Here is a 21334-nt window from a genome sequence, read left to right on the forward strand (position 1 = left end):
AGAGTGTGAAACCAGGGGCGGTTAAGGAGTGGAGCCTAGGGGACTTTGACCAGTAAAGCCTGGGCTTGGCTTTGGTGGTCGAAGTCCCCTAGGTGCAACTCCTTGCCCCGTGTAGCACGTTTAGTCTCGAGGACATGAGTGCGCGGTGAAGACTGTATTTTTAGTCAAAGTTAAATTAAACATCAATTGCGGAGGAAGGACGTCCCCAATCCAAAAAATCAAAAACAAGTCCCAATACATATGCCAAACAAACCCCTAATGAAACACAAATGAAAGCCTCCAAAAAACTTTCTAAAATGAAAGTTCACTCACATGTACCTTGCATCACTTGCAACATTTCCAGCTTACATCAATCACCAAAAACAGCATCAACGACTCCACCGAAACACGCGTCTGATAAATGGCTATACCATTCGATAACTAGCACCACTTGTGAAACCGAACACACTACTACATCAATCTTTCTTATTGATTTTAACAAACTATGCTTCTATACTATTGGCAACGGTTACAAAAGGTAACCTGCACTAGTCCACGAGAGAAAGGAAGCAACTAAATGGCTTACCAAACAATCAATCCGTATACAAACAAAGTTGTTAAAACCTATGAAAATCACGACGATGCTTACGTTGAGGAAACCCTGACGAAGGCTCACGCGCTGTACAAGCAATGGCGTAACGAACCTGTTGAAGGACGGGCTAAGATTTTACACCAAGTTTCTCAATATTTTACTGATAACAGCGATGAATTAGCGCGCGTTTTAGTTGAAGACATGGGGAAGTTATTTGAGGAAGCCAAGGGTGAAGTTGCCATTTGTGCGGCCATTGCTGAATACTACGCTGCTCAAGGTGAGCGCTTCTTAGAGAAGGAACCCATTGAGACCGTTATGGGATACGCCCACGTTGAAAATCATTCAATGGGGATCGTTATGGCCGTTGAACCATGGAATTTCCCATTCTATCAAATGATGCGGGTATTCGCGCCAAACTTCTTAGTCGGAAACCCACTATTATACAAGCACGCAAGTAACACCCCAGGTTCAGCCGTTGCCTTTGAAGCTGCGGTTAAGGCTGCTGGCGCGCCAGATGGTGCCTGTGTCAACCTGTTTATCAACTACGACCAAGTCAACAAGATCATTGCTGATATTCGGGTTCAAGGTGTTGCCCTGACCGGTTCAGAACGTGCCGGGAAGGAAATTGCTGCTGAAGCTGGCCGTAATTTAAAGAAGAGCTCACTAGAATTAGGTGGGAGCGATCCATTTATCATTTTGGATGATACCAATCTTGATGAAGTCAACAAGATCATTGGTAAGGCACGTTTGTATAACGCTGGCCAGGTCTGCACCTCATCTAAGCGATTTATCGTGACTGAAAAGAACTACGATAAAGTCTTACAAATGATGAAGGACGCCTTCAGCAAGGCTAAGACGGGTGATCCGCTTGATCCAAACACCTCGTTGGCCCCATTGAGCACCAACAAGGCCAAGGCCGGTTTGATCAAGAAGGTTCAGGCTGCTTTGGATGATGGCGCAACGTTGGCCTTTGGCGAAGTTAACGAAGATATGGATAACAACTTCTTCGAACCAATCATTCTGACCGACATTGACCGCGACAACTCCGCTTACTGGACTGAATTCTTCGGCCCAGTTGGTCAAATTTACAAGGTTAAGGATGAACAGGCAGCCATTGATTTAGCCAACGACTCAAACTACGGCTTGGGTGGCATCGTCTTCGGCGGCGACCCGAACCACGCCGCAGAAGTTGCTGGTAAGGTTGAAACCGGGATGGTCTTCGTCAACAACTTTGGTGGTACCGTTCCTGAACTGCCATTTGGCGGTATCAAGAACTCTGGCTACGGCCGTGAGCTGGGTAAATTAGGCATTGAAACCTTCGTCAACCCAGAAATGATCATGGTCAACGAAAAGGATTACGTCGATATGGATAACACGTTCGGCGGATTCGTTTAAACTTAGGTAACATGATAAGTAACATCCTCCTTTAGAAACATGGGGCAGTCAGCAAGTGCGTGCTGGCTGTCTTTTTTTGAGTGCGCGGAAAAACGCGTGTCTATGGCACCCTGAAGGATTTTTCCAGTGTTAGGTGATAGTCCGTTGCATTCCGCAATTTGGCACGGCATCGAAGTGGCTCGCGATGAAGCTAATTCGATTTCTGCTACGCAGCTCTCGAATGGATCTTCATCGACTCGCACATCAGTAACCGGCTCAGGGACGGTCGCTAACTGATGTCGACACCACAGCACCGTGCCAAATTGCGCCATTCCACTGACATTGAGTTCAATTTTTGCCATTAGTTAAGCATCACAAGGGTGTTAAAACTGGTTTGCGGAGAATCCGCCCCTGACTGCTAGTAAGGCCATTGACAGCAATGCTTCAGACAAAGTGTTAGTCACTGGTAACGATTAATTAACCGATCTCATGACACCATTTATGAAAATATACCATCTATGCTGACTATTTAAGTATTGTAGTGTAGATGTTCGGCATTGTAGGCTCGGTGGTCGCTAACGGCTGTCTTTTAGCCGGTTACGAACAAGGGAGACGTAGGAGATCCTTGAATTTATGCCAAGACATTCAATAGCTACGGAGCGAACCCCACCTCAGTCTGCAGGGCCGAACGGCGGAACAAAGCGAACTAATAGCTCATTCTTAATCACTCAACATATGGAAGATTTCTTTCCATAAAGTACTTCGGTTTTGGTGTAAAAAGCATCACACTCAAATAGGCACTCATTTCATCCTTAAAATCTTCAATCAAAAACGCCACCTACCAGGATGGCGTTTTTACTATATGTGTCACTCATGATGCCGGCGATAAGCCTTAATTCGCCGCAAATGCCGCTGAATTCGATAATCAGAAACAACGTGCCAGAATGGATTGGGTCGGCATTGCTGTTTATTTTCTCTTTGTTGCCAGTAATCGATATCAGCATCGATCTGTTTTTTATTGAGCCAGGCGTAATCATGCTGTAAATAAGTCCGCACATTTTCGCGAGTATCCTTTGGCCAGTAGACGTGGTCGATGAACTGACTGCGCGTTGGCATCAGCACAATGGCTTCGTCACGCGCTTGCTGGTAGATCTGTGTGACGAATCCAACACCGTATGGGGGCAACACATCGTCTTTGGTTCCCATTGGTTTGGCAAAGATATATGGTGCCAGAGGGATGACAATAAGACCGTGCAACAGATGCCGTTGACCAGCAACGTCAATGTCTAAAGCGTGCTGGAGGTCACCAGAGAGCCGGTAAGCGATGGTTTGCCCATCCGTCCGTTCAATTTTGGCACACCACAGTTGTTCGGTCATTTTGCTGATCCCCCTTTTTGTCTAATGATAGCGCTACCATTAATTACTTTATGCTAGTCGTTAGGATAAAGCAAGCACCTTTTATAGGTGTTCTAAGTGGTCATTTTTGAGTTTAGAGGCTATTATTACTGTTTTTGATAACTATTTCAAGTCGAAAAAATAATTTATAGAATAAATTTAAGACCAGAAACACTGATTAATGGCTGTTCTGACCGACTAATGGTGACTGGACAATCTCGTAACCGCTTGCATTCGGATAAAAATTGCGTCACAATGAGTCCAATTAACAAAGCGTGACCATCACCGCGAAAAGAGGTCTAGGAAATGAATAAACAGCTAAAATTTAACCGTACCTTCTATAAAAATGTTCAGTTCTGGTTAGGCATTGTCGTACTCGTCATGGGGCTGGCAGTCTCTTAAGTGAGGCCGTTTCGAGTATTTACTTCTGGTTGGACATTGCGATGATTCTTCTGGGCATCATCACAGTGATCGATGATATGATCCTGCATCGTCGACCCGTAAATGACTAGCGCTGGTTATAAAAACGACTGACTGGTTCCAATAAATTCAAAGGTGGCTTTTTCCTGATATAACAGGAAAAGTCACCTTTTTGTGACGACAATGCGTAATGAAAGCCAGATTATTCTTGTATTTATTGGTCAGTCACCGAATAAATTTGCTATACTGGAAAGCATACATTAATTGAGCGACAAAAAATTATGCACCCGGCAGCAGCGCTAGGGGACTACCGGCAAGCAATTGGAGTTAAGACTATGCAAGCAAAATATGAAATTGTGGAGGACGGCGTTAAGGAAAAGATCCTTGCCGGCACTTACGCAATCGGAGATAAGCTGCCCACCGAAACGGAATTAATGAATGACTACAACGTCAGCCGGTACACAGTTCGCCGGGCAATCGGAGATTTGGAAAATGAGGATTTTGTTTACCGGATTCAGGGTGGCGGCATGTATGTGAACGACTGGCAAACCGCACAAGCTAATAAAAACAATTCAAACCGGATGATTGGCGTGATTGCAACTCATATTGCCAATTATATTTTTCCCAGCATCATTAGCGGGGCGGACCAGATCATTTCTGATAATGGGTTTTCAATCCTGTTGGCGAATACGCATAACGACCCGAAACTCGAACGGCGCTCACTGACAACCATGTTGCAGAGCAACGTTACTGGCTTGATTATTGAACCCACTCAAAGTACGATTCCAACGGCGAACCGCGATTTGTATGACAAGATTGCGGAGCTGGGACTGCCAGTGGTGTTCATTAACGCAACCTATGATTTGCCAGAATTGAACGCGCCATCGGTGACCACCAATGATGAGGGTGCCATGGCGAAATTGACGAATTATCTGATCGATCAAGGCCACGAGCGCATCCTAGGGGTGTTTCAGGTGGATGATGTGCAAGGGGTCAACCGGATGAACGGGTTTATCAAGGCCTACCAAGAGCACGCGGCGATCGCGTTGAAGTCTAATATCATCATGTATCAGTCAATGGACCCGATCAAACAGATTTTGGCGAAGATCGAACACGCGGTGAAATCCAATAGTCGTCCGACGGCCATTGTTTGCTATAATGACCAGCTGGCAATTCGCGTCATCGATATGGTCAAGTCGTTGAACTTACGCATTCCGGACGATATTTCAATCACGGGGTTTGATGACTATAACGTTGTCCGGTACATCGATCCAGCAATCACGACCATGAGTCATGAAAAAGAGCGGATGGGGCATGATGCAGCCCAACTATTGATGAATTTGATCAGTAAAAAGCCTACCAAATCGATTGTTTACGATCCGGAAATGGTTGTCCGCGATTCAGTTAAAAAAATCAATTAAAGTGTTCTCTTAAAGCGTCCCGAGGTCAAATAAAGACCCCGAGGCTTTTTGTGCCAAAAAATTTAAAGAACAAAGTATGGCTTGATGCCTAATCTCACAGCATTTAGAGGTACAGTCACAATTGCTAGTGTCCGTATAAATATAAAATACATTGATTTATTAGTATAAATATAATAAAATTCAAGTTGTAAGCGATTAATGTATTAATAAATTTAACCCACGAGCTGTTATCTGGAGGAATCAGACATGGAAACAAGCCAGATTAAAGAAAAAATTTTAAACGGACAACTTTCGCTGGGGATTGAACTGGGGTCGACCCGTGTCAAGGCTGTGCTAGTCGCAGACGATTTCACGACGGTCGCGTCCGGGGACTATACCTGGGAAAACGAACTAGTGAACAACATTTGGACCTACTCAGTTGATCACATCTGGGAAGGCATCCATACCAGTTATGCGCAAATGGCCAAGGAAGTTCGCGAGACGTACAGTGTGTCTTTGACGAAGATCGGATCGATTGGCGTGAGTGCAATGATGCATGGGTACATGCCATTCGATAAGGAAGGCAATCTGTTAGTGCCTTTCCGGACTTGGCGAAACAATATTACCGAGCAGGCAGCGGATGAGCTGACGGAACTGTTTGATTTTAACATTCCACAACGATGGAGCGTTGCGCACCTTTATCAAGCAATTCTTAACCAGGAAGATCATGTGAAAGACATTGATTTCATCACGACCCTTGCTGGGTACGTGCACTGGCAATTATCCGGCGAAAAAGTGCTGGGTATTGGCGATGCGTCTGGGGTCTTTCCAATTGATGACGACACCCAAGATTACTCAGAAAAAATGATTGACCAATTCAATCAACAACGCGGTGTTCGCCAGTATCTTTGTAATTTGAAAGCCATTTTACCTGAAATCAAATTAGCGGGTGAAACGGCTGGAACGCTCAGCGCTGCCGGTGCTCAGTTATTGGATCCGTCTGGTGAACTGCAGGCCGGTTCGCTGATGGCACCACCTGAGGGTGATGCTGGGACTGGGATGGTGTCGACCAACGCGGTTCGGAAACGCACCGGGAATATTTCCGCTGGGACATCCGCCTTTTCGATGGTGGTCTTGGACCAACCAATGGCCAACGTTCACCGCGATATCGATATGGTGACCACACCAGATGGCGCACCCGTTGCCATGGTGCACACCAACAACTGTTCATCAGACATCAACGCTTGGGTCGGTTTGTTTGGTGAATTTGCCAAGGAAATCGGTGTTGATCTCAAGCCAAATGATTTGTACGGTGCGCTGTTTGACAGTACGACTCGTGCGGATGACAATGCCGGTGACCTGCTCAGTTACGCCTACCTGTCAGGTGAAAACATCACTAAGATGCCTGAAGGCCGGCCAATGTTTGTCCGGACACCGAATAGCAAGTTCAACCTACCGAATTTCATGAAGACACATCTGTACTCTGCTTTCGCACCGTTAAAGATCGGCAACGATATTTTGGCGAATGAAGAGCACATTAAAGCAGACGTGTTTATTGCCCAGGGTGGGCTGTTTAAGACCCCTAAGATCGGTCAACAGGTGTTGGCTGATGCGTTGGATACACCAATCACCGTCATGAGCAATGCCGGTGAAGGTGGCCCATGGGGCATGGCCGTTCTTGGGTTATACACGCTAGCCAAGGCAACTGAGCCGGGCGTTGAAGACCTGGCAGATTTCTTGGATCACAAAGTCTTTGCTGACCCAGAGGCCACCACGGTCAACCCTGATCCGGCTGGTGTTAGTGGATGCAACGCGTTCATCGAAGCCTATAAGAAAGGCTTGAACGTTGAATTAGCAGCCACCCAATCAATTGATCTTTAATAAAGGAGTCCATTAAGAAATGCTAGAAGCCTTAAAACAAGAAGTTTATGAAGCAAACATGCAGTTGCCGGAACTCGGCCTCGTGACCTTTACCTGGGGGAACGTTTCAGGTATCGACCGCGAAAAAGGATTGTTTGTCATCAAGCCATCAGGCGTGGACTATGACGCTTTAAAGCCTGAAGACCTGGTCGTCGTCAATTTAAAAGGGGAAGTGGTTGAAGGTGAAATGAACCCGTCTTCCGATACCCCAACTCATACGTACCTGTACAATCATTTTCCAAATATCGGCGGGATCGTTCACACCCACTCTCCATGGGCCGTTTCCTTTGCGGCTGCTAAGATGGACATCCCGGCCATGAACACCACGCATGCGGACACATTCTTTGGGGATGTGCCGGCTGCGGATGCATTGACGCAAGAAGAAATCGAAGCCGACTATGAAGGCAACACGGGTAAGACCATTGTGAAGACCTTTAACGAACGCGGTCTAGATTACGAAGCTGTGCCAGCAGCCCTCGTGAGCCAACATGGGCCTTCGCATGGGGGCCGACACCAGCCAAGGCCGTTTATAATTCCAAGGTCCTTGAAGTGGTCGCAGAAGAAGACTTCCACACCATGGAACTGACGCATCAAAGTTCTGAACTGCCGCAATACCTGTTAGATAAGCACTACTACCGTAAGCACGGTGCTAATGCCTACTACGGTCAAAACAATGCACATTCAAAGGACCACGCAGCACGGTCTTAATTTAAAAACTAACCTTAAAAGGAGAATAAAATCATGATCGAAACACCAGACTACAAATTTTGGTTCGTTACCGGGAGCCAATTCTTATACGGGGACGAACAATTAAAGTCCGTTGAAAATGACGCTAAGGACATTGTTGCGAAGCTTAATGCTTCAGGCAACCTGCCTTACCCAATTGAATTTAAGTTGACAGCAACCACTGCTGACAACATCACGAAACTGATGAAGGATGCCAACCATGATGATTCCGTTGCCGGTGTCATTACCTGGATGCACACCTTTAGCCCAGCTAAGATGTGGATCCGCGGCACGCAATTGTTGCAAAAGCCGCTGTTGCATCTCGCAACCCAATATTTGAACTACATTCCTTACGACAGCATCGACATGGACTACATGAACCTGAACCAGTCCGCTCATGGTGACCGCGAATACGGCTTTATCAATGCGCGTCTCCGGTTAAACAACAAGGTCGTTTACGGCTACTGGGGTGACGAAGAGACCCAGCAAGAGATTGCTGATTGGCAAGACGTTGCCGTGGCTTACAACGAATCCTTCAAGATCAAGGTTGTTTTATTTGGCGACAAGATGCGCAACGTTGCTGTGACTGATGGCGACAAGATCGAAGCCAGATTCAACTTGGCTGGACTGCTGACTACTATGCCGTTGGCGATCTCGTTGAAGAAATGAACAAGGTGACGGATGCTGATATCGACGAAAAGTATGCTGAATTAGCGAAGACTTACACCATGAACCCAAGTGCCGGCGGTAACGACGAAGCCTTCTTTGAAGACCACGTGAAGTACCAAATTCGCGAATACTTTGGGTTGAAGCGGTTCATGGATGCGCACGGGTACACCGCCTTCTCAGATAACTTTGAAGACCTGTACGGTATGAAAGAATTACCTGGTCTGGCAACACAATTGTTGATGGCTGAAGGCTATGGTTTCGCAGGTGAAGGGGACTGGAAGACCGCCGCTTTGGATCGTTTGATGAAGATCATCAGCCATAACAAGCGGACAGCATTCATGGAAGACTACACCCTTGATCTGCGGAAGGGCCACGAAGCCATTCTCGGTTCACACATGCTCGAAGTCGATCCAACACTTGCTTCTGACAAGCCAAAGATCGAAGTACACCCATTGGACATCGGTGGCAAGGAAGACCCTGCTCGGTTGGTCTTCACCGGTGACGAAGGCGACGCCATTGACGTGACCTTAGCTGATTTCGGTGACGAATATCGGATGATCATGTACGAAGTCACTGCAAATAAGGCTGACGAAACACCAAAGCTGCCTGTTGCTAAGCAATTATGGACGCCTAAAGCAGGCCTCAAGGAAGGCGCTACTCAATGGATCCAAAACGGTGGCGGCCACCACACGGTTTTCTCATTTGGCGTTACTGCCCAACAAGTAGAAGACTTTGCTAACATGGTTAACTTGCACTTGATCAACATCAAGTAATCGAAGTTTTACCCCTCAATCTGATATAAAAAGCCCAAGAACGCCCAACTCTTGGGCTTTTTATTTGATATTGAAACTATTGCTAACCAAAAATACAGCGTTCAGGTTCTTGTCATTACAAGAATCTGAACGCTGTTTTGTCGTTTCATTGTTAATAAATTGTCTTTGCAAAGTCAATCAGCCGATTTAGAACGGTATTACTAATTTTGCCGACGACTTCACCATGTCTGCCCACAAAATCATAATTTGGCACTTGAAATAAGATGATTGAGCTTGATGCCACTATCAAAATCGGCTATCGGGGCATACATACGCCTATTTTCAACTTGTTTGGATGTTATCGGCATACAGACAACCATGCCTGTTTGTTGGTTATAGCCATCATTTGAGATAACGACCATCGGCTGCTTAATGTTACCTGCCGCCGGATCGTGTCCGCCTTCCTCGTGGCCGATATGGGGTTCAGCGTCAATGTAAATGAGGTCACCTTGTTTTGGACTCACTCAGGTTTCTCCTTCCCAATGGGTGATTCCAGACCGTAATTGCCGACTCGGTCTAGTTCGGAACGAAAATCGATATCCGAGTAAGTGCCATCAAGCCATGGATTATCTTTGGCAGCTCGATATTCTAAAGTATCATCATCTTTGGAAACGAGAATAAACTTTTTTCCTTCAGGAACACCAGCACTTTTCGGGACTGTTAGTGTCAATGAATTACCGGTTCGTCGTGTAGCAAATTCACCAAGAATTTTTTCAGTTGATTTAGTTGCCAAGTTAGCCACCTCTTTCTGTAATTACAAGTATATACAAAAATTTTAAAAAAGCGAGTCTTTTGATTTGAATCATTAACTATAAAACAACTTCATTTCAATGTCTTGATTATAGTTCCCAAAGCCACGACCAAAGATCGTACAACCACCGTTATTCTTGGCGTTTTTCTTGATACCAAGCCGAACAGCAAACGTGTCGCGGCTTGTATCGATATCTTCGAGTTTGACGTCAGTAAACGGCTGGCCATCTAGAAAACTGCCGTCGTGGGTCAGGCGCAGCGTTTTAAGGATGCCATACTGGTTCACGTTGTCTGGTACCCATTCAGGCGTGTACTTACCACGGGTGTCTGAGAAGTCGCCTGGTGCGGTCCATGTGCCGATCTCGGTACCGTTAATGTAGAAGGTGATGTCTGAGGGCCAAACGTTGTTAGAGAAGGGAAATTCTGAGCCTAGCTCCATTGCAAGGTCGATCATCTCAACGTTGTTTTTGGCAGTTAAATAATTTGGGAATTGGTATTCCACAAAGCCGTTGCACCACCAGATCATGCCTGCCGAGATGCGATCAGGGTCCATAAAATAGGCGGCGTTATCGACCTTGCCGATATAGTCCGTTTTACCAGCGAGGCCACACGAAGGCTTGACCGAAAAGTTCGTAAAGTGGCCAACGGGGACCTCGGTTTTGTAAGAGTCAAATTCCGGGTAAATGGTCTGAGGAAAATGCACGTTGATGTTATCAACAGTCAAACGCGATACCTTATTGTGGCCGATACGTTCAAATTTGATAATACCTGCATCCGCGAGTTTGTTGAGATGTTGTAACACAATGGTGCCGCTCAGTCCCAACTCGCTGGAAAGGTCATGCACGCTCATCTTACGTGCTGAGAGTTTTTGAATGATGCGCAGTCGAACTGGACTAGCAAGTGCTTTATAGACGGGAAGAGAGCTTAATGTGATATCCGCTTCCATGGGAATGCCTCCAATAATAAGGTTGATTGTTAATTAAGTAACAATAATTATATTGAGATTGAATCGTAATTTAACTGGACAAGTTCATTTTACCAATGCTTTTATTGTTTTAAAACTAAAATAGCAAAATAGTTTGGAATTAGTATGGAAATTCATGCGATATATTATTTAGATGCGTTTGCACCATTGAAATTTTAAATGAATTATCGAAATATAAGCTGATTTATAGGCGATTGATTGATGCCTGTTGCTGACAATATTATGATTTTGTTTAGTTTTTTTAAGCCAACTAATCAGATGAAAATTCCTTGATTTATTCAATAAATATTTATTTCGATTTTAAATTCATCAGTATAAAATGATAGTTTATATGGTTTATTAGGATGAAATAGGTCAATGATTGCGTTTTTAACAATAAAAAGGTTGCTAGTAATCAAAAAAACACACTAAAACATCAAAAAGCATATTGTAATCGCTTTCGGCTCATTTTATGATAAAACCGTGCACAAGAGGAACAAGCTACGTAGTGATAAAAGTCTTAAGGAGATCGTAAAACATGGCGAACACAAATCAATATATCAATCCGCTCATTGTTCAACGGGCAGATCCATATATCTACAAACACACTGATGGTTACTACTATTTCACAGCTTCAGTGCCAGCCTATAACTTGATTGAAATCCGTCGAGCTAAAACATTAGCCGGCCTAGCACATGCTGCACCAAGAACGATTTGGCGTAAACATGAAAGCGGTCCCATGAGTCAGCTGATTTGGGCGCCGGAACTGCACTATATTGATGGCAAATGGTTCGTCTATTTTGCAGCGGCTGAAACCACTGCGCTAGACGAAAACGGGATGTTTCAACACCGGATGTTCTGTATCGAGTGCGATGCTGAAAACCCAATGGAAAACGAGGACAACTGGTTTGAACACGGCCAAGTCGTTACCGACAAGGATACGTTCTGCCTGGATGCCACGTGCTTTGAAGCTAACGACAAATTGTATTACGTTTGGGCTCAAAAAGATAAGGCCATTCGCGGTAATTCCAACTTATACATTGCTGAAATGGAAAATCCTTGGACACTCAAGACGAAACCAGTCATGTTGTCTAAGCCAGAATTCGATTGGGAAATTATCGGCTTCTGGGTCAATGAAGGACCAGCTATTATTCACCGCAACGGTCGTTACTTCTTAACCTATTCTGCAAGCGCTACCGATGAGAACTACGCCATGGGCATGCTGACTGTCAGTGACGACGCCGACTTGCTCGATGCCGCTAATTGGGCAAAGTCAAAGGAACCCGTTTTTAAGAGCGATTTAGCAACCCATCAATATGGCCCAGGTCACAATTCGTTTACGATCGCTGAAGATGGCGAAACCGATATTATGGTCTACCACTGCCGCGATTACACCGAGATCAAGGGTGATCCATTGTATGATCCAAATCGTCATACAAAGGTTCAACCATTTACTTGGAACGACGATGGCACACCAAACTTTGGCAAGCCAGTTCCTTACAATTACGATTAATCAATCTAAACCGTCAAGTTTATACCGAATAGAAATGGAGTGAATTATCTTGGATAATACACAACCAAGACAGAAAAAAGATTTCTGGGGCTTTCCAGTCACCGATTTTACTTACTTCTTCCAGTGGCAAATTATTAACGGGTATTTAACCCTCTGGATGGAACAACAGGGTCATTTGGACGGAACCACAGCTGGGTTCGTCTTCTCAATGATGGCCTTCATGTCACTGATCTTCCAACCAATCTTTGGGATCATCTCTGACCGCCTTGTGTTCAAAAAGAACTTACTGGTCATCATTGCGATTGCCTCAATTTTAATTGGACCGTACTTCCAGTGGTTATTCTTACCATTAGTTCACATTAACGCTGCGTTAGTTGCCGTTGTTACTGGTATCTTCCTCAGTTTCGTGTTCAATGGTGGGGTTGCCGTTGTTGAACAATATGTCCAACGTGCTAGTCTGGCTAACAAGTTTGAATATGCCCACTCACGGATGGGTGGTTCCTTGGCCGGTGCCTGTGCCTCATTTGCAGGTGGGAAGTTATTCCTCTGGTCACCAAACTCAATCTTTTGGGCATGTACTGTAATGGGGATCATCTTGACCTTGACGATCACCTTCAGTGATAAGATCCACATGGAAAATGCCGCCGCTGCTGGTGACACTAGCGACTCATTGGACTGGAGTTTAATTGGTCAAATCTTCAAGATCCGTAACTTCTGGATCTTATCGATCTTCTACATTGGGACTTCAGCTTTGTACGATGTGTTCGACCAACAATTCGTTATCTTCTTCAAGACGTTCTTCCACACAACTGCTGCCGCAACCACGGCCTACAGTTACACAACTACTGCACAAATTGCTTTGGAATTCTTACTGATGTTCCCAATGCCATGGTTGATCAACAAGATCGGTTCACGTAATGGTTTGATTGCCTACGGGGTTATCCTCTGCATCCGGATCGTCGGTAGTGCCTTAGCACCAAGTGCCGCACTGGTTATCATCCTTCGTTTGCTTGCCGGCTTCGAAATGCCTTTGGTCTTAACTTCAATCATGAAGTACATTGCCGGAGCCTTCGATATCCGTGTCTACGCCACCGTTTACGCGTTGTCGTCGAACTTTGCTAAGCAAATATCCGTCTTCATCTTCTCAACTGTTGCCGGTAATTTGTACGACTCAATTGGTTTCCAACACACGTACTTCATCTTGGGCGCCATTGTTGCCGTTGCAACCATCATCGCTGCCCTCTTCTTAACGAAGGAAGACCCAGTTCAAGCTGGTGAAGTTGCAGCTAAGAAAGAATAACCATTGCCGCAAACAATGCAGAAACGCGATTTTCATAAATAGTAAACTTTAAAACACTTTCACTTACTTGTGGGACTCCAGGAATATTCTTGGGGTCCCTTTTTAGAACATGTCAAAAGGCGATTATTAACTGGAACTGCCTTGTCGCTCCGTTCCACCGTTCGGCCCTGCAGGCTGAAGTGGGGTCGCGTAGGAGCTATTGAATTTCCTTTCAGAAATTCAATAGCTCCTACGTCTTCCGTAATAGTAAATGACCAAAGTACGGACATCAACTATCACCGACAACACAGCCTGCAATGCCGAACAGTTCCACTCCACTCCGCTACGATACCTGTAATTATGTTCCTAGATGGCGAGGCTTCAAAAGTGGCGTCATGAAACCTGTTAATTAAGCGTTACTGGTGCCTAGCACATTGGGAGAAGCATTGCTGCCAGTGTCCTTAATAGCAGTCGAGGGCGGATTCTCTCCAAACTAGTTTTAACGCCATTGTGATACTTAACTAGTAGTAAAAAGGGTGCACAATGTCAGTGGAATGCAGCAATTTGGCCCGGTATCGAACCACTTCGATGCCGGGCCAAATTGCGGAATGTAACGGACTATAACGGCCTATTTTACCCATCATTGCCCAAAAAAGCGCCCAGGGTGATAAGCCCTAGGCGCTACGCTATTATTCCTTCCCGCGATTCCCGCGTCGATCCAATGAAAAACTAACGTAGATGAGCACGAGCACGATGCCGGCACCGAAAATCGTGGTGAGGTTATTTGCAATTTGACCAGATTTAACGGCCCAGGCGATCCAGATCAGGATGATCTGAAGGACCCAAGAAACGATGGATTGTCCGGCGAAGTGTTTGGTAAAGAGTTTCATGATAGTGCCTCCTATGGCTGTAAAGTTTCTGGCAGACTGCCGTTTTCTGGAATGTAGTCGATGGAATCCGCGATTCGTTTTGGAATGGGAATCTGTGGATCGACATGTGGATTGTTGAGGTGAATTGAGTTATTGCACTTGCGGTACTCGGAAGGGGAGAGCCCCATTTCAGCCTTGAACTTGCGCATGAAGACTTTCGGGTCGTTGAAGTATGAATTGTAGGCGATCTCCTTGATGGACATTTCGGTTCGAATGAGCAACAGGGTAGCGACTTCGATCTTAATGTGATTGAGGTACTTGAGTGTTGACATGCCGGTGTATTTTTTAAACAGCCGGGTGAGGTAATCAGGATTTAAATGCACCTTATCCGCAATTTCTGCAACGGTGAGGTCATTGGTAATGTTGGCGCGAATCCACTCCTTTACGTTGTCGATTCGCGAGCTTTCATTATCTGGATCAAAGTTATGCCAGTAGGTGTTGTAGAGCTGAATGAGGAGCGCTGATACCAAATAGTCGCGTTCTTCGATAAACGATAATTCGTTGTGAATTGACAAGATCTGATGAATTAAGATCGTTGTTTGGTCCGCATCGACCAGCTTAAACACCAGCGGTAAATACAACTCCTTATCCGTGTGATCGGTATCCTTGGTTTGCACCCGCGGAAAGAGGTCCTGTGCTTGGACATTTAACAGCTGTTCAGGCTGCTGAGAGAAGAAATGCAGCCAGTAAAAGTCGATATCAGTTGATTTTTGATAGCCGACCATCTTCGTAAAGGGTGGGACGATCAGGATCTCGTTTTTATGCAACACGAGCTGTTGCTGCCCGACTTCTAGATATAAAGGCTCATTAATACAAAAAATAAGTTCATAGTCGCCCTTGTGAAACATCTCTTTATGTTGCCAAGGTCCTTCGTCTTTGAATTCGCCACCTTTATAAAAGAGCAGTGTTTTTGAAAGCGTAAATGTAGAAAATAACACAATCATAACCTCCTTTTTGTGATGTCGGAAACCGTCACTAAAAGTTCAAAATGAACAATTGGTTTTAATATCTGAAATGGTCACTATATGTCGAAAATGTTTCTAATCAACGTCTGATTCAGTATGAATTTAACATTCGTAAACTCAACTTACAATGGTTAAGTCGGAAACAGTAACCCTTTTTGCTATTATAGCCCTTTTTTGTTAATTTGGAAACGCTTACTATATAGATGCAAGCAAAAATCCATCCCGGGATATGGAGGGAATGCAGGACTTGTCCCGTATTCATGCATTGTAGATAATCGAGCAATATCGTTTCAAATGACGCATTTTATTTTTTGAAGAATCACGCTTTTTCAATTATAAGTTGTAGGCTTAAATTATGAGCGCAAATGCAGACCACGCCGATCAGCACACTGCCGTTGCCAGTTCACTACTCAACGACCGGTTGCCTTGGCACAGAAAAATCACCTATGGGTTCACTGATATGTCTGGGAACCTGCTATACTGTATCATTAGTTCTTACATGTTATACTTCTTCACAAATGTCTTCGGACTTGGCGTTGGGACAGCTGGTGGCCTACTACTGGTTGGTCGTTTCTTCGATGCCATTGGTGCCCCAGTCATGGGGATCTTAGTCGACCATACTCATAGTAAATATGGGAAGAACCGGCCATGGTTCCTCTGGATGTCACTCCCATTTGCTGTTTTCGTTTGGTTACTGTTCACAACGCCAGCTCTGAGCGGCACAGCAAAAATCGTTTACGCTGGGGTAACTTACATCTTGGCTGACTTGTCCTACACAGCCATGTCGACACCGATTACGTCAGTTTTGCCCAATCTAACATCAAACTCTGATGACCGGATGTCAGCTAATTCCATTCGACTGGTTCTTGGTAACGTTGGGAACTTCTTCGCCGTTACCTTCATCATGCCATTTGCGAGTTTGCTTGGGCACGGCAACCAACAACGCGGTTGGTCGTTAGCCGTTGGGGTCTACGCCATCATCGCGTTTATCCTGCTGATCATTGCGTTCCTCGACATGCGTGAAAAAAACATCGCCGAAGAAAAAATTATTACGATTCGTGAAAGTTTTAAAGCAGCAGCTGGTAACTGGCCATGGGTCATTATCGTGTTAGCCAACCTGATTTACTGGACAGCCTATACGGAGCGTAACGCTGCGTTGCCATACTACTTCCAGTACAATTTGGGCAATTCAAGTTTAACCTCATTCTTCAACGGCTTTTCAATCATCCAAGTGCTTGGGATGGCCGCCGTCCCATTCTTTGCTAAGTATCTGCATAAATGGGGAACCACAGTGTTTATGCTTGCCCTGACAATGATTGGCCAAATTTGGATGGGGCTTGCCGGTGCCAACGTGACGTCAGCTTGATCGGCTGGTGTATCGCATGTATCGGTTCTGGGAGTGCCTGCACGATGTTCTTCGCCATGGTTGGTGATACCGTTGACTTTGGTGAATGGCGCAACCATATCCGTGCAAATGGCTTCCTGACTGCGATCGGTGCTTCATTCTGTATCCAAATGGGTTCTGGGTTTGGGTCATTCATCGCTTCCATGATTATGAAAGCCGCTGGGTTTACTGCTTCTAAGGCGCACCAAACGGCTGCAAGTATGACTGGTATTAAATTCTCATTTGTTTGGATTCCAGTCATTATTTACGCGGTAAGCTTGATTTTGATTATCGTTTACCGGAAGTGGGAAAACCACGAACCAATCGTTAAGGCTGATTTAGCAAAGCGGAATGCCGAAGCTGAAAAGGCCGCTGAATAATCGACATAAAAGAGAAAAGAGGGACTTTCAATGCAAGTCTTCGCGACACCTAAATTAAAGCACGTCGACATTACGTCTGATTTTTGGAAACGCTATCGCGAGCTGGTTGTTAAAGAGGTCCTGCCTTATCAATGGCAGGTCATGAATGATGAAGCTGATATTGCGATTGCTGATGATCCGCAAAATAACGGTCAGGATAAGAATAGTCACGCCGTTGCGAATCTCAAGATTGCGGCCGGCGAAATGGCAGGCCATCATTACGGGTTCCCATTTCAAGATACTGACGTCTACAAATGGTTGGAAGCTGCAGCGTACTCATTTAGCTATCAGCCGAATGCTGATTTGAAAACGATCACTGACAATCTCATTGAGTTGATCGCCAAAGCACAAGATGAGGACGGCTACCTGTCAACGTATTTCCAAATCGACGCGCCAGAGCGGAAGTTTAAGCGACTTCAACAGTCACATGAACTCTATACAATGGGCCACTATATTGAAGCCGGTGTTGCGTACTACCAAGCCACTGGTAACCAAAAAGCCTTGGATATTGCTACCCGAATGGCTGACTGCATCGACCGTAACTTTGGCCTAGAAGAAGGCAAGATTCCGGGTTACGATGGTCATCCCGAAATTGAATTGGCGTTGGCACGATTATATGAAGCAACTGACGACCAGAAGTATCTTGATCTGGCCCACTATTTCTTGAACCAGCGTGGGCAAGACCCAGCGTTCTTCGAAAAACAAATTGCGCTTGATGGCGACAGTGTTGACCGCGACCTGATACCTGGGATGCGTGATTTTACCCGTGAATACTACTTGGCCGGTGAGCCAATTGCGGATCAAAAGGTCCCACATGGGCATGCCGTCCGCGTCGTTTACCTTTGCACTGGGATGGCTTACGTTGCTCGCTACACACGAGATGCAGCATTGCTGGCTGCTTGTGACCGGTTCTGGAATGATATTGTTAAACGACAAATGTACATCACAGGCAACATCGGTCAAACAACAACTGGGGAAGCTGTGACCTATGATTATGATTTGCCAAACGATACCGATTACGGCGAGACTTGTGCGTCGGTTGGAATGTCCTTCTTTGCCAAACAAATGTTGAACATTCGGGCAAAGGGTGAGTACGCCGATGTTTTGGAGAAAGAGCTCTTTAACGGTGCCATCAGTGGAATGGCCCTTGATGGCAAACACTTCTTCTACGTGAACCCGCTTGAGGCTGATCCAGCTGCCAGCAAGGGAAATCCTGGTAAGTCGCACGTGTTGACTCACCGCGCCGACTGGTTCGGTTGTGCCTGCTGTCCGGCTAATTTGGCACGGTTGATTACGTCAGTTGATCAATACCTGTACACGGTAACGGATGATACGATCCTGTCGCACCAGTTTATTTCTAACGACGCTCAGTTTGAAGACGGCGTTGAACTCAATCAGTCGAATAACTTCCCGTGGAATGGCGAAATTCATTACGATGTGAAAAATCCAAATGGCAAGTCGTTTAAACTTGGTATTCGAATTCCATCCTGGTCAAAAGAATTTGGCTTGGAGATCAACGGTGAGGTGAAGACCTTGCCAGTAGAGGATGGGTTTATCTATCTTGATGTGAGTGACAAGACTGTGACGATTGACCTGTCTCTTGATATGCGGGTGAAGTTTATGCGGGCTAACAACCGTGATAGTGCTGATTTTGGCAAGGTCGCTATCCAACGTGGCCCAATCGTTTACGCGGCTGAACAAGCTGATAATAAAGCACCGCTATGGTCTTACGAAGTGGATACCAAGACAAAACCAAGTTATGCCTACAATGCCGATTTGTTGAACGGGGTCGGTGTGGTCAAGGTAAGCGCGGATAAGGTAGAACTGGATGGTACGGATGCTGATCTGTATACCGAGGATAACGAGCAGGCGAGTGAGCAGGTCGAAATGACCTTGGTGCCTTACTATGCTTGGGCTAATCGGGAAGATGGGCAGATGCGGGTTTGGTTAAATAAGTAGCGCGTGGAAGGAGGCAGTCTCGCCTCCTGAAACGCGTTTCGGCAATGTGAGATTAGAACACGTCGCCATGACTGTTTACAAGCGAGAGCCACAATTCCAGACCCTAGTATTATTTTTAGTGTTGGTTTTGAAAGTAGAAAGCTTTCGTTAAAAAACAGTCTTTAGCATGTAGTAATATGTTAATGAAACAAAGAGACCCCTCGGAATTTTTGATTTAAAATCCGAAGGGTCTCTTTGTAGTTTAAAAATATCAATCAACGTCCTCACGCGGCACTTCCGCTTCCCTTGCATCACTGCCACCCTGCACCTTCCCAAGCACAGTCCGCGCAATCGGTCCAACGATCGCCAACTGCAGCGGCAATGCAACAATCACGTTAAAGCCCCAAGTATGCAGGTAGTTGATCCAGATATTACCGGCAAAATTATGAGCATGATCAGCAATAGGGACATGCAGGATACCATCCAAGCACCATCATGACAGAAATGGTGATGCCGATCAGGAACGTGTGGCGTTTCATATAGTCATTAATAATGTAGCGAAATGCTAATTTTTGGGCAATTGGTCCGACGAACAACAGATCCAGGATAACGGCAACTGCGAGACCACCTGGTATTCAGCGAGGACATCTACGGCGTATGTGCCCGCAAAACCCTGGGCAAGGGCAACATTATAGGCGACCATTCCAAAAACCATCAGACCGGCCATCATTGCGGTAAATAGTAGTTCTTCTTTTAAATTTCTTGGCATTGTGTATCTCCCTTTTAGTCATAGTTTTAAATCACAATGTTGGTTAGTATATCGAATTTGATAGGGGCTTCATAAGTTACATTTTAATGACAAAATATAAAACTATTTCATTATTAATCAATTGATAAACGGCAAATCCCTTTTAAATCAGTGTTCAAAAACGATTAAAAAGGGGGTCATAAATTGACTGACTGCACCATTATATTACGTTTGTGTTTTATAGTTTCTTCCTATTTATTCTTGCTGGGCAACAACGTATACTAAATGGGTAGATTAGTGGGAGACGATTACGATGAAAATTAAAGGAAGACCATTACTGGTGGGGTTGCTGGTGATGGTTGCAATTTTGTTTAGCGGTGGTCGTCCGGCGCTTGCAAAAGTGCAACAGCCCAATCTTGGACCGTACGTCTATGAAAATGACGACGCGTTGACCACCACCCAGTACGACCACATTATGGCGGTCAATCGAAAATTAAAACAAAAAAAGTATCCGCAAACGATTAGCCTGTACATTACCGATACCGTTCCCGAGGGGCTAAGCGACAGCTACATGACTAATTCTGGGGCGCCGTTTGGTGAAACCTACGGAACGGAAGTGCTCAGTGCTTGGCAGAACACCCAAACAAAATCTGACCAGAATGATAACAATAATCAGGCTGCCCAGCTGCAGAGTGAGCAAAGCATCATCATTGTTGGCGTTAAGGACCACCGCATCGGGTTCGCGCCCAGTCGCGGGACTGAATCTTACTTTACGGATTTTAAGTACTCACAACTCATGTGGGGCTTAAATCGCCAATCGCGGTCAACGGACCGTAACGTGCAGGTTGCAGCTGCTGTCCAGCTCTTTAACCGGGTAGCTGGTAAAATTAATGCTGACAAAGCGGTTGGCGGCAATAGTTTGACCTGGGCGGACTTTCGTTCAGATCTATATGGCTGGTTAATACTGGGTGCTTTTATTATCATTTTGGCCATCATCGGCCGCTACGTTTGGTGCTATCGCGTGCGTAAAGATTCGTCGACTGACGATTTGGACGAAATGTATGCGGATGGCGTTGCCGACGAGGAAAAAAGCAACAAAAACCATGAATAGGTAAAAGAGTACGGTTTACGACAAATCGTGCTTTTTTTGTGCGTCAT

The 21334-nt window shown here is 45.3% G+C and carries 14 protein-coding genes and 4 pseudogenes; 10 read left to right on the plus strand and 8 right to left on the minus strand.

What is annotated here, in order from left to right:
- Window positions 1-556: 556 nt before the first annotated feature.
- Window positions 557-1966 (plus strand): NAD-dependent succinate-semialdehyde dehydrogenase, encoded by a 1410-nt coding sequence (locus JCM11969_RS11060; protein ID WP_054711266.1) that lies wholly within the window; start codon window positions 557-559, stop codon window positions 1964-1966.
- Between the two features lie 2 nt (window positions 1967-1968).
- On the opposite strand, the gene JCM11969_RS11065 is transcribed toward JCM11969_RS11060, so the two are convergent.
- Window positions 1969-2307 (minus strand): hypothetical protein, encoded by a 339-nt coding sequence (locus JCM11969_RS11065; RefSeq protein WP_054711268.1) that lies wholly within the window; start codon window positions 2305-2307, stop codon window positions 1969-1971.
- 505 nt (window positions 2308-2812) lie between these two features.
- Entirely contained in the window at window positions 2813-3322 is a 510-nt protein-coding gene (locus JCM11969_RS11070) for a DUF7679 family protein (protein WP_054711270.1), read from the minus strand.
- Window positions 3323-4095: 773 nt separating this feature from the next.
- Between JCM11969_RS11070 and JCM11969_RS11075 the strand changes: the two genes are divergently transcribed.
- From JCM11969_RS11075 to araA, 4 genes and pseudogenes are all read left to right on the plus strand, one after another.
- Window positions 4096-5181: a GntR family transcriptional regulator gene (locus tag JCM11969_RS11075; protein ID WP_054711271.1), complete on the plus strand. Its 1086-nt coding sequence runs from the start codon at window positions 4096-4098 to the stop codon at window positions 5179-5181.
- A gap of 246 nt (window positions 5182-5427) precedes the next feature.
- Window positions 5428-7041, plus strand: coding sequence for a xylulokinase (locus tag JCM11969_RS11080; protein WP_054711274.1), 1614 nt, complete (start codon window positions 5428-5430; stop codon window positions 7039-7041).
- A gap of 19 nt (window positions 7042-7060) precedes the next feature.
- Window positions 7061-7788: pseudogene (locus tag JCM11969_RS11085) on the plus strand (L-ribulose-5-phosphate 4-epimerase).
- Window positions 7789-7821: 33 nt separating this feature from the next.
- Window positions 7822-9248 (plus strand): annotated as a pseudogene (gene araA, locus JCM11969_RS11090) (L-arabinose isomerase).
- 239 nt (window positions 9249-9487) lie between these two features.
- On the opposite strand, the gene JCM11969_RS11095 reads toward araA, so the two are convergent.
- The 3 genes from JCM11969_RS11095 to JCM11969_RS11105 form a co-directional block, all read right to left on the minus strand.
- Entirely contained in the window at window positions 9488-9751 is a 264-nt protein-coding gene (locus JCM11969_RS11095) for a type II toxin-antitoxin system PemK/MazF family toxin (RefSeq protein ID WP_225353255.1), read from the minus strand.
- Window positions 9748-10020: a hypothetical protein gene (locus JCM11969_RS11100; RefSeq protein WP_054711276.1), complete on the minus strand. Its 273-nt coding sequence runs from the start codon at window positions 10018-10020 to the stop codon at window positions 9748-9750. Before JCM11969_RS11100 ends, JCM11969_RS11095 begins: the two co-directional genes overlap by 4 nt.
- A 72-nt stretch (window positions 10021-10092) precedes the next feature.
- On the minus strand, window positions 10093-10983 hold the full coding sequence (locus JCM11969_RS11105) for an ArsR/SmtB family transcription factor (protein ID WP_054711278.1): 891 nt from the start codon (window positions 10981-10983) through the stop codon (window positions 10093-10095).
- Window positions 10984-11539: 556 nt separating this feature from the next.
- Here JCM11969_RS11105 and JCM11969_RS11110 point away from each other — a divergent pair.
- Window positions 11540-12514: a glycoside hydrolase family 43 protein gene (locus tag JCM11969_RS11110; protein ID WP_054711280.1), complete on the plus strand. Its 975-nt coding sequence runs from the start codon at window positions 11540-11542 to the stop codon at window positions 12512-12514.
- Window positions 12515-12563: 49 nt separating this feature from the next.
- Window positions 12564-13814: an oligosaccharide MFS transporter gene (locus tag JCM11969_RS11115; RefSeq protein WP_054711282.1), complete on the plus strand. Its 1251-nt coding sequence runs from the start codon at window positions 12564-12566 to the stop codon at window positions 13812-13814.
- 668 nt (window positions 13815-14482) lie between these two features.
- On the opposite strand, the gene JCM11969_RS11120 is transcribed toward JCM11969_RS11115, so the two are convergent.
- On the minus strand, window positions 14483-14683 hold the full coding sequence (locus JCM11969_RS11120) for a hypothetical protein (protein WP_054711284.1): 201 nt from the start codon (window positions 14681-14683) through the stop codon (window positions 14483-14485).
- Between the two features lie 11 nt (window positions 14684-14694).
- Window positions 14695-15660, minus strand: coding sequence for an AraC family transcriptional regulator (locus JCM11969_RS11125; RefSeq protein WP_054711286.1), 966 nt, complete (start codon window positions 15658-15660; stop codon window positions 14695-14697).
- A gap of 382 nt (window positions 15661-16042) precedes the next feature.
- Between JCM11969_RS11125 and JCM11969_RS11130 the strand changes: the two are divergent.
- Together JCM11969_RS11130 and JCM11969_RS11135 are read left to right on the plus strand one after the other, a co-directional pair.
- Window positions 16043-17451: pseudogene (locus JCM11969_RS11130) on the plus strand (MFS transporter).
- A gap of 30 nt (window positions 17452-17481) precedes the next feature.
- Window positions 17482-19449, plus strand: coding sequence for a glycoside hydrolase family 127 protein (locus JCM11969_RS11135; RefSeq protein WP_054711287.1), 1968 nt, complete (start codon window positions 17482-17484; stop codon window positions 19447-19449).
- 250 nt (window positions 19450-19699) lie between these two features.
- On the opposite strand, the pseudogene JCM11969_RS20760 reads toward JCM11969_RS11135, so the two are convergent.
- Window positions 19700-20197: pseudogene (locus JCM11969_RS20760) on the minus strand (DUF2798 domain-containing protein).
- Between the two features lie 292 nt (window positions 20198-20489).
- On the opposite strand from JCM11969_RS20760, the gene JCM11969_RS11145 reads away from it, so the two are divergent.
- Window positions 20490-21287, plus strand: a complete 798-nt coding sequence (locus JCM11969_RS11145) for a hypothetical protein (protein WP_054711288.1) — start codon at window positions 20490-20492, stop codon at window positions 21285-21287.
- Window positions 21288-21334 lie beyond the last annotated feature (47 nt).

Origin of the sequence: Secundilactobacillus paracollinoides DSM 15502 = JCM 11969 (assembly GCF_001311135.1) — a bacterium.
Taxonomy (GTDB): Bacteria; Bacillota; Bacilli; order Lactobacillales; family Lactobacillaceae; genus Secundilactobacillus; species Secundilactobacillus paracollinoides.